Raw genomic sequence first — 14166 nt, 5'->3', positions numbered from 1 at the left:
TGACAAATCAGAGTAATTTGAGGCGTCGATTTATGAAGGGCATTGAAAGAGAAAATAAAAACCGCGAAGGTCCATATTAATTCTGCAGAAAAGTGAGAAATAGGCTTACGAAAAGTATATTGGCTGAGCTTTTTTACGGGGCCGGAGCTTAGTTGCTCCGCGTAAGTGCTGATCCTTCTATGGATATCAGCCAAACAAAGGGGTGGTCGTTTTGAGCGAATTGGATGAGTTTGAGCGCCTCGAGGCGCTTCGTAATCTGAATGTGTTGGACGCTCGATGCGATGCTCGACTGGATTCCTTAACAAAGGTCGCAAAAGCGCTTTTTGACGTGCCAATCGCGCTGGTGTCTTTGGTGGATGAACAGCGTTTGTGGTTCAAATCAAAGCAGGGGATCGCATCAGATGGAGCGGAAAGGCAGAACTCCTTTTGCGACATAGTGATCCAACAAGGCGGACCGGCCCTCGTTCCTGATACGCATTTAGACGGCCGGTTTTCGGAAAATGCGCTTGTCACGAAAGAACCGTTCATCCGTTTCTATGCAGGAGCCCCGATTGTTGTCGCTGGTGCGGCCGTGGGCACTCTGTGCGTTCTGGATGACAGGCCTCGAGAACTGAGCGGTGCGGAACTGGAAAAACTGGCTTCGCTTGCTGAAATGGCTGCCGATTTCCTTTCGTCGTACCTGCAGAAGGACGTTTCGAACCATCTTGATCAATCGCCGCCCACAGAAGGCCGCGATAAGGCTCTGGAAGTGGCCGAACAGGCGCGCAAAGACAGCGAGGTGGCGCGCGCATTCCTTGAGCTAATCCTTGATAACATCCCCGATGTGGTCTTCGTCAAGGACACCAAGTTTCGCCATATTCGCGGCAATCCTGCATTTTTCGATCTCTTTCCAAAAGAGATGCACGACACGCTAATCGGCATGACGGGCACAGAGGAGTTTGAGCCCGAAGAAGTCGAAGCCTATCAGGCAAAGGACAAAGAGGCGCTTGCAACCGGCTCTTCAACGGCAACTGAGAATATCACCGTTCGCGGAGGCGAGACGCAGACTTTCTACACCAAGAAGATCCGGTTCGAAGACCAGGACGGTGTCCGCTTTATCCTTGGGATCGCGCACAATATAACCGACAATCTCAAGGCTGAAAAACAGCTGGAAGAGGCCAAATCCTTTCAGGACCTCATCCTCGAGAATTTGCCAGCGCCTGTGTACGTTAAAGACGCCAACGGCGTGGTTTTAAGGTGCAATACAGCCTTCTTGGACATGTTCCCGGCACGCCTGCGGGACAAGGTCGTTGGTTCTGATGCTTGGTCGCTCTTAGAAGATGACGAACTGGTTGAGGGCAAGCGCGCGCTTTACAAAGAGGCGCTCGAAACTGGCTTTGCCGAGGCAACAGCCACACATCGCTATGATGATGGATCGCAGCGTAAGTTCCATTTCAGGAAATACCGGTTTGAAAACCGCGACGGTGAGCCGTTCATTTTGTCAATGGCGCGCGATACCACCAAGGAATATGAGGCCGAACAACAGCTTGCCTCGATGCATCAATTCCAAAATCTGATCTTTGACAGCATGCCCTATCCAACCTTTGTGAAGAATAAGAATTTCGAGGTGGTCCAAGCAAATCCGGCGTTTTCAAAACTCATCGGCGGACCCGACATTATTGGCAGCGAAGGCGGCAAGCACCTCCCGCTATCTGAACTGGAAAAGCTTCACGCAACCGATGCTCTCGCGTTCGAAGAGGGGTCGGCTGAGGCGGTCGATGAACTGTCATTTCTCGATGGCAGCCTGCTTACGGTGCAGAGCTATAAAAACCGCTTCGAAGGTCCGTCGGGCGAGCCGTATATCCTGTGTGTTGCAATCGACATCACAGACCGAGTCCTTGCTGAACGAGAAATCGCTGAAGTCCAAAAATTTCAGTCGCTTATGTTTGAGCAGATCCCCGACTACCTGTTCGTCAAAGACGAAGGTTTCAGGATCGTTCAGGCCAACCAGAACTTCCTGCGTTTGTATCCAGACGATGTGCGAGATTCGGTGGTTGGTACAACTACGCTTGAACACTATGATGAGAACGAACGGGAAGAATTCCTCGCTCAAGACCGTTTGGCCTTCGAAAAGGGGAAGGCCGAGATCGAAGAAAATATCGAGTTTCCTGATGGAACCCGGCGCACTTTACTGACAAAAAAGGTGCGCTTCGAAGATCAGCGCGGACAGAAATTTGTGCTGGGAATCGGGCGTGACATTACCGAACTGGTTGAGGCGCGCCAGGCTCGTGAGGATGTCTCCAACTTACTTGAAAACATATTCGAGACGATTTCGGGCGCGCTCATTGGGCTTGATGTGAACAAACAGGTCTTGATGATCAATCAGGCCGGTCGTCACATGCTAGCCGGTGAAGCGCATTCTCTGCCTTTTACGTGGCCCGATAAGATTATTTTCCTCGACCCTGCTGATATGCAGCCTTTGGAATCGTCAAATGATCCCATTGCGCGCGCATTGATCGGGCAGAAGATCGGGGGCGAGGTGCATTTGATGACTTCGGTGGGATCGGAGCAGACGCGCTATGTCCGCGTGACATCGGCCCTTGTCCGGAACGAGAACTCGCCGCTGCACACTGTGATCGTGATGGACGATGTCTCAGAGGCTGAGAAGAACAGGCAGCAGATTGAACGACAATCACGGCTTGATGCGCTGGGACAACTGACCGGGGGCATTGCTCATGATATCAATAATTTGCTCAACACGATGCAATATGCGCTCGCGTTGATCGGCCGCGAAGAATTGAGCGAACGGGGGCAGCGTTCCATGACGGCGGCGCAAAAATCCATTGGCCGCGGTTCCGATTTGACCAGCAGGCTTCTTGCGTTTGCGAAGAAACAGCCTGCCCGTTCCATTGCATTGCCTGTGTCGGACGTATTTGCGGAGCTTAGGGGGCTTGTGAACCCTGCTATTGAGGCCTCGATCACCGTCGAGTTCGAAGAGATTGCGGATGACCTCATTGTCTTTTGCGATCAAGGGCAACTACAAAACGCTGCGCTAAACCTCATTCTCAACAGCCGAGATGCCATTTTGACTGCCGCCAAAGGGCACCACATCCGCGTGTCAGCGCGCGCGGTTGATATGCTCCCTTACGATCCGGAGGGTGTTAGCCGCGAGGAAGCGGTGTTCTCAACCGAAGGGCGTGTGGGTCAAGAATATGACGACGATGCAAAATCATCGGGCCGCTCACAGCGCTATGTCGAAATCTCGGTGTCTGACAATGGGCCCGGTATGTCTCGGGCAGTCGTATCGCGGGCTGTTGACCCGTTCTTCACCACCAAAGGCACGAATTCGGGCACAGGGCTTGGCCTTTCCATGGTCTATGGCTTTGTCCAGCAATCTGACGGCGAAATTCGGATTTACACCGAGGAGGGCCAAGGCACCACGATTAAGCTCTTCTTGCCATTTGGAGACAAGATTACCGGCCGCCAAGACCCTGTGGCTCTAGCCCCGATGGTTGAAGGGAAGGGCGAGACGATCTTGCTGGTGGAGGATGAGCCCTATTTGCTTAGCCAGCTTGCAGAACTGCTCGAGGCGCTGAATTACAAGCCGATAAAATCGTCCTCTGGCCGTGAGGCGCTGGCCTTGATCCAAGATGGCTTGGAGTTTGACCTTCTTCTGACTGATGTTGTGATGCCTGGCGGTCTGGGCGGGTTCGAACTTGCCCGGCTCACGAGGGAGATAATCCCGGATGTTCGGATCATTTATATGTCAGGCTATACCGGCTTTACCGATGAAGAGATGGGCTCGGTTAAGGCACCGCTTTTGCCTAAACCTTCGTCTCCGGCCATGACTTCAGCAAAAATACGTGAAGTTCTTGACAAATCCCCACCACCTTAAGTCATATCACCTAATAGTTGGTTGTGCTTTGTTGTTTGAGCGTTACGTTACCACTGTGGTATTTTTAGGGTGATGAATAATCCGATGGAAAATGATTGTTCTTCGCGTCCGGATAATTCCGACCGCGTCACGAATATCGCCGTTCTTGAAGATGATCCTGATTTTGGCCCCATGCTCAAGGATATCCTCGAAGAAGAGGGGTATTTTGTCTCGCTGCATACCAATGCAATCAGCGCCTTGGCATTTATCGACAATAACCCAATTGATCTGGTCATTGCCGATCTGTTCATCAAAGAGGCAGATGGGCGTTATAGCGGGCAAGGGGGGCTCACACTGATCGCTAAGATCAAGCAGATTATGCAGCATCCGGCGCCTGTGATCGCGATTTCGGGATCGTTTACGAAAGGCAATACCTACGCAGAGACATCGGCGACGACTGTGGGAGCCGATCACGCTATAGCAAAACCGATTGATCCCGTTGAGCTTATCGCATTGATCGAGCATTATTTGGCAAAGCCAACGAAGCTCTAAACCTGCCGCTTGGTTCGAATGCGTCGCTGCCGATCACACCCTACGGATGCAGGGCAAACCTGCGGGAGAAACAACCGTCCGGGAATATTTCGTGGCTGGGGCGGCAGGGATCGAACCTGCGAATGCCGCTACCAAAAAGCGGTGCCTTACCACTTGGCGACGCCCCAGCACGAAGGCGCGATATAGCGGGTCTTTTTGAGATTGGAAGAGCCGATTTCAGGAAAATTGCGTTGGCACGTCGCGGCGCTGCGCCAGTTCGCTTTCAGCGTTTTCCAGAACCCTTCGGTTTATCCCGTAAAACAGCAGTGAGAGTGCCGCGGGGATGAGCAATGCGGCTGGAATAAAAGCAAAGGCGTATTGGATCCCCATCAAAGCTTCTTTGGTCTGCTCACCCTCTGCGACAAAGCCGGTCAGCTCGAGCGCTGCGCCCGGAATGAAAGAACCAACGCCCACACCCGCCTTCACTCCGAAAACCGACGCAGCGATGACCAATGCTGTCATCTGCCGATTGGTCTTCCAATCGATGAATTCCGCAATGTCGGTGAACATGGAATAGGACAGCACCATCAAAAGCCCAAAGCCGATGCCGATAGCGTATTGGAGCGCGGTTTGCGGCCAGACTGCATCAAGGGGCAGGGCATAAAAACCGATAATCAAAGCCGCCATGCCGATACCAGCGGCGATCAAAAGGTGCGATTTTTCAAACCAGCGCACGATCACGCTGCCAAGGATTACGCCGGACACCTGACCAAGTGCGAGGCCCGTTAGAAACAAGGCAGGGCGGTCGAAGAAGAGGAAAACGGGGCTTCCATCATCACCCGCCACATATTTGAAAAAGAACGGTGCAGTCGCCGCGCGCGCAGCGATGGAGGTCACGCCAAGGATCGCTGCGATGGCGACCGCTATCCAAGAGCCCGTGCGAAGAAGAACCCAAAGGTCTCCTGTGACAGAACCGTTTTGCACGGCAGGCGGAATGCGTTCTTTCGTGGTGGCAAACGTGGTGAGCAGGCAGGCGACCGATACAGCCGCGATGCACGATATGGTGAGCAGCAGCCCGAGCCTTTCATCCCCGCCGCCAAGTTCGCGCACCAAAGTTGTGCCAAGCACGCCGACCAAAATGCCTCCTAATGCGGAGAAGAACATGCGGAAGGCGGTCACACGCGAACGCTCCTCAGAAGACGGCGAGATCACGCCGAGCAACCCGCCATAAGGCACATTGGCGGCGGTAAAGGCGAGCATGCACAGCGTGTAAGTGGCATAGGCCCAGATCAGCAGCGCGGTTCCGCCCAAGTCTTCAGGCGCGCTAAAGACAAGGATCATGCTGAGCCCCAGCGGGATCGCAGCGAACAAAATGTAAGGCCGATACCGGCCCCAGCGGGTGCGGGTCCTGTCCGCTACGAGCCCCATTATCGGATCGGTGAAGGCATCAACCAGCTTGGTTATAAGGAACATGAGGCCAATGGCGGCAGGCGCTAGACCTCCCAAATCGACAAAGAAATAGAGGAGATAAAAGCCAAAGAAATTGAGCATTAGCCCAGAGGCCAAATCTCCAACGCCGTAGCCAAGCTTTTCGCCCAATCCGATCCGGTGTTCGTTTGCTTGCGCCTCTTCGGCCAAATCGTCAGTCCTCATTTGCTCAAACAACAATGGGCCGGAAGCGGTCGAACTTCCAGCCCATTCGTCTGTTAGAAACGGACGTTCGTCCGCTAGAAGTGCCTAAAACGTGAAGTCGAGGTTCTTGCCTTCAAAGTCAGCTGGTGAGTGGCGCTCCATAAGTTGCTGGTCCTCATCGCCCCAGACCTTGTTCACAAGGCGGCCACGCTGAACACCGGGACGCTTGGCAATCTCGCGTACCCAGCGGCCTACATGTTCATATTCGTCAATCGACAAGAAGGTCTTCGCATCGTTGTAGATCGTACCGGCGAAAAACGGCGCGAGCCATGGGAAGTTCGCCATATCGGCAATCGTGTACTCATCCCCTGCAAGAAACTGAGTCTTGGCAAGCTGCTGGTTCGCAACGTCAAAAATACGCTTCGTTTCCATCGCATAGCGGTTGATGGGGTATTCGTATTTTTCCGGCGCATAGGCATAGAAGTGGCCAAAGCCGCCGCCGATGAATGGGCCCGTGCCCACTTGCCAAAACAGCCATGAAAGCGTCTCAGCCCGAGCGGCTGGGTCTTTGGGGAGGAACTCGCCGAACTTTTCAGCGAGGTGCACCAGAATTGCGCCGCTTTCAAAGACGCGGATGTCAGCATCGCCGCTGGCATCGACGAGGGCTGGAATTTTCGAGTTCGGATTCACATCGACAAAGCCGCTGGTGAATTGGACCCCGTCCCCGATGTTGACCGTATAGGCGTCATATTCTGCGCCCGCGTGACCCTTTTCAATCAGTTCCTCGAGCATGATCGTAACTTTCACACCATTGGGTGTGGCAAGCGAATAGAGCTGGAACGGGTTGTCACCGCGCGGCAGCGGTTTTTCTTCGCGCGCGCCTGCGGTTGGGCGGTTAATGCCAGCAAAGCGGCCACCATTTTCAGCATCATGGGTCCAGACAGCGGGCGGTGTGTATGTTGGGTCAGCCATAGTTTTTGTGTGTTCCATCCGTTATGAGAAGAGAGGCGTTCTTCTAATCAATTGTGGTGAGGAAAAGGTGGCCCTTTCGCAGGCATGATGCAAGCAGCCTTACGCAATCTTTCGCTGTCAGGGTCTAAAGCCGATCTTGTGCAAGTGCGAACACGGCGCTTGGAGCTTGGGCGGTTAGCCGTTAGAGAGCGTATATGGCTGAAAAAACACACCCCTTCTTCGATATGCACACGCACGGCATGGTCCGCGTGGCGACTGCAACTCCGTGCCATCGCACAGGCGATGTGGCGTATAACGTAAAAGGGATTTTGTCCGAAGCAAGGAAGGCGGCGGAGGAGAATGTCGACCTTGTGGTCTATCCTGAGCTTTGCATATCGTCCTACGCAATTGACGATTTGCTGCTTCAGAATGCCATTCTTGATGCAAGCGAAGCGGCGATTGCCACCCTCGCAGAGGCGAGCGCCGAGTCGTCGCCGGTATTGGTCGTGGGCGCGCCCCTCAGGCGCAACAACAAGCTTTACAATTGCGCCGTGGTGATTGCGGGCGGGGAGGTATTGGGAGTGGTCCCCAAGTCTTACCTTCCCAATTACCGCGAATTCTATGAAAAACGCCATTTCACTCATGGCCGCAATTGTCAGGACCTTTGGATCGGGGTTAACGGGGAAGAAGTGCCCTTCGGCACTGACCTCGTTTTCTCCGCTTCGAACCTTCCAGGTTTTACCTTTGGCGTCGAGATTTGCGAAGACTTTTGGGCACCCAATCCGCCGGGCACTCTGGCAGCGCTCGCGGGCGCTTTGATTCTCTGCAATTTGTCTGCATCGCCGATTACGATTGGCCGGGCGGCTGATCGCCACCTCCACTGCCGCGCCAGTTCGTCGCGCTCGATTTGCACCTATGTCTATTCGGCGAGCGGGCATGGCGAGAGCACGACAGACCTTGCCTGGGACGGGCAGGGCGTGATCTACGAGCTTGGCAGCCTGCTTTCAGAAAGCGTGCGCTTCGACCTCGATCCGGAGCTTTGCGTGGTCGATATCGACACAGACCGGATCGCCAGTGAACGCATGCGCAATCAGACGTTTGCTGATTCAGCCGAGGCTCACGGCCGCCCAGAAGACAGCTTTCGCCGCGTGGTGTTCGAGCACACCTATGCCGAAGGCGACATTGGCTTAGCGCGCCCCTCGCGCCGGTTCCCGTTTGTGCCCAATGATCCCAAGACGTTGGATGAAGACTGCTACGAAGCATTCAACATTCAAGTCGATGCGCTTATGCGCCGGATTGAGGCGTCCCAGGCAAAGAGCCTCGTGATTGGTGTTTCTGGCGGGTTGGACAGCACCCATGCTCTGATCGTGGCGTGCAAAGCGTGCGACCGGCTTGGTCTCCCGCGCAGCACGGTTCGCGGATACACCATGCCCGGTTTCGGAACGTCCGATGTGACCAAATCGAACGCGTGGAAATTGATGGAAGCCTTTGGCATCACAGCTGAAGAGATTGACATTAAACCTGCCGCGACCAAGATGCTCGGAGATATGGGCCATCCCTTTGCGAGCGGGGAGCCGCAGTACGATGTGACCTTTGAGAACGTCCAGGCAGGTCTTCGGACCGACTACCTCTTCCGTTTGGCAGGCCAGCATTCGGGTTTTGTGGTGGGCACCGGCGACCTTAGCGAGGTTGCGCTTGGCTGGTGTACTTACGGCGTTGGCGACCATATGAGCCATTACGCCGTCAATTCAGGTATTCCCAAAACCTTGATCCGGTTTCTTATTCGCTGGACGGTCGAAACGCAGCAGTTCTTGCCCGAATGCGGCGAGGTGCTGATGGCTGTGTACGATACGGTGATCTCACCTGAATTGGTCCCCGCAGGAACAGACGGAGCGATTCAGGACACGGAGGCGCATATCGGCCCTTACGAGCTCCATGATTTCTTTCTTCATCACTGTATCCGCTACGGCCAGCGTCCGGGCAAGATCGCTTTCCTAGCCTGGCATTCTTGGCGTGATGCATCTGCGGGGGATTGGCCTGCCGGTTTTCCAGAACACCGCAAGCACGAATATGATTTGGGCGAAATTGCGAAATGGCTTGAAACATTCCTCAAACGCTTCTTCGGCCTCTCGCAGTTTAAGCGCAGCGCCATGCCCAATGGGCCCAAGGTTTCATCAGCTGGTGCACTCAGCCCACGAGGCGACTGGCGCGCACCCAGCGATGCTGTCGCTGAGGTGTGGCTGGAAGACTTGCGGACGAGCCTCCCGCCGGAATGAACTGCGCGGCAACGCCCAGTAATCATGCGGTATTCTTAGTAAACACGCCTTTAACCATTTCTTAGGCCATGTCCCTTAGCTCTCGACTCGCAAAGGGTTAGCGGGGATCGCAATTGGCTACCGAAATCTGGTTAGGAATAGCCTGCGTGCTTGTCGCAGGGATGCAAATTGGTTTCCTCTTTTTGGAGGCCGGTTTTGTACGTTCCAAAAACAGCATCAATGTCGCGATGAAGAACTTGGCGGACTTCGTTATCGCCGTTCTGGGTTTCCACATTTTGGGCGCGGCCATCATGTTTGGCGGCGGATTTGGTGCGTTTGGGTTTGATTTCGGCCTCATGGCCTATTCTGGTTCGGGCGAGCTTGTCCTGTTCTTGCTCTTCCAGGCGCTTTTTTGCGGAACCGCCGCCACAATTGTCTCAGGCGCGATTGCAGAAAGACTGCGGTTCTCAGCCTACCTCATTCTCACCATACCGCTCACTTTGATCATATACCCTATCATCGGGCACTGGGCATGGGCGGGATCGCTTCCCGGCGCAGAGGGGCAAGGCTGGCTTGAGGCTATGGGGTTTTTCGATTTTGCAGGGTCATCCGTTGTGCACGTCACCGGAGGCGCGGCAGCACTGGCGATCCTTACAGTGGTCGGGCCGCGCAAAGGTCGATTTGGCTCGCTCGCAGAAAACACCAAGGTCATTCATGGGCACTCTCCCATCCTCGCAGGGGCCGGTGCATTGCTTCTGCTGGTTGGATGGCTTGGCTTTAACTCAGGCAGCCTTGAGCCAGGAAGCGACAGCTTCGCGCGCGCGCTTTCAAACACGCTCTATGCAGGATGCGCAGGCGCATTGACGGCAGTTTTCACAGGCCTGCGCAAAGACAGCTATTACCGGGCGGACCGCGCTATCAATGGCCTTTTGGTTGGCCTTGTCGCAATCACCGCATCTGCCCCTTACGCATATTCAATCGGAGCGATTGCGATGGGCGCGCTGGCTGGCGGTTTGTCGGTAGCTGTGGCGGACTGGATGGATGAAAAGGCCAAGCTGGATGACGCTGTTTACGCGGTGAGCGTGCACGGTTTTGGCGGCGTTCTGGGGACGCTGGCCGTGCCCTTCATTGTGCGGTCCGAGCAGCTTTCCAACGGGGTTATTCTTCAGTTTGGTGTGCAGCTATTGGGCGTGACCGCAATCGGCGGGTTTGCTTTTGTAACAATGCGTTACACGGCGAAATTATTGCAAGATCGCGGCAAACTCCGGGTGTCGAGCAATGATGAGCACCGCGGGCTCAACATCACTGAACACAATGCGATGCTCGGCAATACGAAGCTGCTCGAAACATTAGAAGAAATCAACGCAGGGACATCCGATCTCTCGACCCGAATTGAGATGGATCCATTCGATGAAGCGGGCGAAGTTGCGTTGTCGCTGAACACGTTTCTTGGCAAGGTAGAAGCCTCAGAGAAAGTCGCTTCTGATCGCCTGCGAGCCAAACAGCGAGAAACAAGCCTGATGGCTGACCGCGAGCGTCAACGCGCCGATAAAAGCGAGGCCATGCTGCGCGATTTCCAGATCGAATTTGCGGTTCTGGTCGAGCAGCTCAAAGGAAAAGCGCGCGATCTGTCTGATGGTTCGCACGTGCTCTCCAACCGGACAGTTCAGTCAGGTGAGCTGGTCGATGAAGCAAGCCAACAAGCCGCACGCGCAGCGCAGATTGCTGAGTATGTTTCTCTAGGCACTGAGAACATCGCGCACACGCTGGCGCTTGTTGGTGAGAAAGTCGAGCGAGCGCACGTAGCGGTAGCAGATGCAGATAGGGCCAGCGAAAGAGGCAGCGAGATTGCAAGCACGCTCGAGGCGTCAACCCGAGAAATCGGAAAGCTCGTGGCTCTCATCGAAGATATCTCTGACACCACCCGTGTTCTGGCGCTCAATGCGCAAATTGAAGCCGCCAGAGCAGGTGAGGCAGGACGCGGTTTTGCCGTAGTTTCGAGCGAGGTGGGCGATCTGGCCGTTCAAACGGAGCACGCCACCAAAGATATTGCCCGGATCGTGGAACTGGTTTCCGAACTGATCGCAAGCTCGGTCACTCAATTTCGGGCCATTGATGCCTCGATTGAGACGGTTCGCGATATGGCCGGTGACGCTGCGCAGGCTGTTGTGGATCAGCGCGCGACCGGGAAAGAACTTCGCGGGATGATTTCAGAGGCCAAGGCCGGCGTCTTAAGCAGCGGCGAGGCGGTCGCAAGAGTGTCAGAGAATTTCGCCGCATCGGCTCCGACCATTGAGCAGCTGAGCACCAGTTCGGAAGAACTGGACGCGCTTGCCCGCAAGATAAACTTTGAAGTGACCTCGCTTCGCCGCCGTTTCAGCACTCTTTCCAAAGCGCGGTCCACCTCTGATTGAGACGAAAAAAGCCGAAGGACGATCACCGCCGCTTCAGCTCTTTCCTAAATTGACCGATTGACGGATTGTTCAGGCAATCATCTGCGCAATCTCGGCATGCGCCGCGGCAATTTTTGCCTCGCCATCGCCTGCCATAGTGCCATCGGCGGCGATGACCTTGACATCGTGAATACCAAGAAAACCAAGGAAAAATGTGAGCCAGCTGCTCATAAAGTCGATCTCAGAACCCACCGGCGTACCCCCTGATGCGGCGGTGATATAGGCCTTCTTGCCCTCCAAAAGGCCTTGCGGTCCGTTAGCTGTGTATTGAAAGGTTGTGCCAGCCCGGGCGACAAGGTCGGCCCAAGCTTTCAGGCTGGCGGGCACCCCGAAATTATAAATCGGGGAGCTGATGATGATCGTGTCTGCTGCCTGCAATTCTGCGATCAGTGTATCGGCAATCGCGGCCAATTCCGATTGCTCCTCGGTTCGCTCGTCAGCAGGCGTAAGGTTCGCGGCAAAACGCTCAGCGCTTACAAACGGAATGTCGTTCTTGCTAAGGTCGCGCTTGGTCACGCCGGCGCCTGACTTTGCAGCGAGGCCTTCGACCAGCGCATTGCCAAGCTGGTTAGAGATGCTTTCATCGCCGCGGATGCTGGAGGTGATATGAAGAATGTTGGACATGAGAAATGCTCCTGAAATGATTACGAGAAAGGGGGCGGGGCCGGTTTTAGGAAATTGGTAAGACCAGCCCCGAGGGGAGTTGTTAGGCAGTGTCGACGAGGACGACTTCGCTGTCTTCGAGGGCTGTGACAGTTACGGTCCTAGTGCCGGTGATCGCTATGCCGTCACGCGCTTTAGCTTCGACGTTCTCAACTTTCACCTTTCCTTGGGCAGGAACGAGATAGAGGTGCCGCGAGGCGTCTGCGATGTCATAATCAACACTCGTCCCGGCTTTGATTGTGGCGCCCGAAACTTTTGCATCGCTGCGGATGGGCAGGGCCTCACCGCCATTTTCGGCATTGTCGTTGGCGGAGCCGCTGGCAAGGGTCACAAACGCCCCGGCACGTTCCTCCTTGGGGAAGCTTCTCGCGCCCCAGCGAGGTAAGCCGCCACGCTCGTCGGGAATAATCCAGATCTGGAAGATTTGCGTGTCTTCTTGCTCACGGTTGTATTCAGAATGCTGAATGCCATTGCCAGCGCTCATCACCTGAACATCGCCGGCCTCGGTGCGGCCTTCATTGCCCTGATTGTCGCGGTGCGTGACCGCGCCTTTGCGCACATAGGTGATGATTTCCATGTCCGAGTGCGGGTGAGTGGGAAAACCGGTGCCCGGCGCAATGGTGTCATCGTTCCAGACCCGCAAGGCTCCCCAATTCACGCGGGCTGGGTCGTGGTAGCCACCGAACGCAAAGTGGTGATGCGCATTGAGCCAGCCATGGTCTGCACTGCCAAGGCTTTCAAAAGGGCGCAGTTCGATGATTGCTGTGTTGGTCATGGTCTTTACTCCTGTCTTCGCTCCGGAGCCTCCCGTCTGAGCGGTGTCCATTGCTTCGTTGAGAAAGGAAATAGCCACGCGCAACCAAACAAGGGACTGCGATAAAACTTGCATAAATGTTCAAATTATCTGAACATTCGATCCATGAAGCTAGGCGATCCCAGTCTCGACCATTTGCGCATTTTCCTCGCCGTCGTCGAGGAAGGCAGCTTTGGCGCGGCCGCACGCCGCATGAACCGGGCGGTGTCCGCTGTCAGCTACGGCATCGCACAATTGGAGGCCCAGCTTGCCGTCTCGCTGTTCGAGCGGTCAGGGTCACGCAAACCTGTGCTGACCAAAGCGGGAGAAGGATTGCTCGGCGAAGCGCGCCATGTGGCCGACGGAGTGGATAAACTGCTTGCAAAAACACGGTCGTTTCATGCGGGTCTTGAGAGCCATCTGGCGCTGGTCGTTGACGTCATGGTGCCGGGCGATGTTACCGCGCGTGTGCTTTCCGCGTTCCGAGAGCGGTATCCGACGGTCGCCATACGTTTGCGGGTCGAGGGGCTTGGCGCGGTGGCGCAGTGCCTTATCGACGAGGATGCGCAAGCCGCGATTGGCGGGCCGATCGTGAGCGAGGACCCATCGCTCGAACGGCAGGCTCTGGGCAAAGTCGAGCTTATCCCAGTGGCCGCTCCAGGCCATCCTTTGACGAAGAAGAATGTCGTGCCTGGAGAAAGCCGCAAGAATCTGCAATTGGTGCTATCCGACCGCTCCACACGAACAAAGGGCCGCGAGTTTTCTGTGGTGAGTCCGCTGACATGGCGGCTTGGCGATTTGTCGGCCAAACATTCGCTGCTCAAGGAGGGGCTGGGATGGGGCAATATGCCGCGTGACATGGTGGCGGAGGACCTTGCCCTGCGCCGTCTTGTGGAACTCGACCTGCCGGAGAAGCCCGGCGATCGCTACACCCTCTATGCGCTTTGGCGGCGCGGCATTGTGCTGGGTCCTGCGACAAGTTGGTTGATCGACGCTTTCAGGGATGCTTTGGGCGCTCAAGATGCATCAGCGTAA

9 protein-coding genes and 1 tRNA gene are annotated in these 14166 nt (G+C 55.3%); 5 read left to right on the top strand and 5 right to left on the bottom strand.

Features of this window, described 5'->3' with window-relative positions:
- The first annotated feature begins 211 nt into the window (after positions 1 to 211).
- A complete protein-coding gene (locus AC0V60_RS08025; protein WP_486177956.1) occupies positions 212 to 3874 on the top strand; it encodes a PAS domain-containing protein in 3663 nt (1220 codons plus the stop codon).
- 84 nt (positions 3875 to 3958) lie between these two features.
- Positions 3959 to 4405: a response regulator gene (locus AC0V60_RS08020; protein ID WP_486177955.1), complete on the top strand. Its 447-nt coding sequence runs from the start codon at positions 3959 to 3961 to the stop codon at positions 4403 to 4405.
- 92 nt (positions 4406 to 4497) lie between these two features.
- Here AC0V60_RS08020 and AC0V60_RS08015 read toward each other — a convergent pair.
- From AC0V60_RS08015 to yghU, 3 genes are all read right to left on the bottom strand, one after another.
- Positions 4498 to 4572, bottom strand: a tRNA-Gln gene (locus tag AC0V60_RS08015).
- Positions 4573 to 4621: 49 nt separating this feature from the next.
- Complete coding sequence (locus tag AC0V60_RS08010) at positions 4622 to 6037, bottom strand: MFS transporter (RefSeq protein WP_486177954.1); 1416 nt, start codon at positions 6035 to 6037, stop codon at positions 4622 to 4624.
- 84 nt (positions 6038 to 6121) lie between these two features.
- Positions 6122 to 6988, bottom strand: coding sequence for a glutathione-dependent disulfide-bond oxidoreductase (yghU, locus tag AC0V60_RS08005; protein ID WP_486177953.1), 867 nt, complete (start codon positions 6986 to 6988; stop codon positions 6122 to 6124).
- A 194-nt stretch (positions 6989 to 7182) separates the two neighbouring features.
- Between yghU and AC0V60_RS08000 the strand changes: the two genes are divergently transcribed.
- Together AC0V60_RS08000 and AC0V60_RS07995 are read left to right on the top strand one after the other, a co-directional pair.
- Positions 7183 to 9243 carry an NAD(+) synthase gene (locus AC0V60_RS08000; RefSeq protein WP_486177952.1) on the top strand — a complete coding sequence of 687 codons (2061 nt, stop codon included), beginning with the start codon at positions 7183 to 7185 and terminating at the stop codon, positions 9241 to 9243.
- A 113-nt stretch (positions 9244 to 9356) separates the two neighbouring features.
- Positions 9357 to 11636 (top strand): methyl-accepting chemotaxis protein, encoded by a 2280-nt coding sequence (locus tag AC0V60_RS07995; protein ID WP_486177951.1) that lies wholly within the window; start codon positions 9357 to 9359, stop codon positions 11634 to 11636.
- A gap of 69 nt (positions 11637 to 11705) precedes the next feature.
- On the opposite strand, the gene AC0V60_RS07990 is transcribed toward AC0V60_RS07995, so the two are convergent.
- Together AC0V60_RS07990 and AC0V60_RS07985 are read right to left on the bottom strand one after the other, a co-directional pair.
- Positions 11706 to 12299: an FMN-dependent NADH-azoreductase gene (locus AC0V60_RS07990; protein ID WP_486177950.1), complete on the bottom strand. Its 594-nt coding sequence runs from the start codon at positions 12297 to 12299 to the stop codon at positions 11706 to 11708.
- An 82-nt stretch (positions 12300 to 12381) separates the two neighbouring features.
- The gene (locus AC0V60_RS07985; RefSeq protein WP_486179466.1) at positions 12382 to 13098 is read right to left on the bottom strand and encodes a pirin family protein; all 717 of its coding nucleotides are present in this window, start codon (positions 13096 to 13098) and stop codon (positions 12382 to 12384) included.
- 159 nt (positions 13099 to 13257) lie between these two features.
- Here AC0V60_RS07985 and AC0V60_RS07980 point away from each other — a divergent pair, with 159 nt between their 5' ends.
- Positions 13258 to 14166, top strand: a complete 909-nt coding sequence (locus AC0V60_RS07980; protein ID WP_486177949.1) for a LysR family transcriptional regulator — start codon at positions 13258 to 13260, stop codon at positions 14164 to 14166.

Source organism: Erythrobacter sp. S259 (assembly GCF_057364965.1).
Note: the sequence above shows the minus strand (reverse complement) of the source record. Positions and strands in the feature narration are given on the sequence as shown.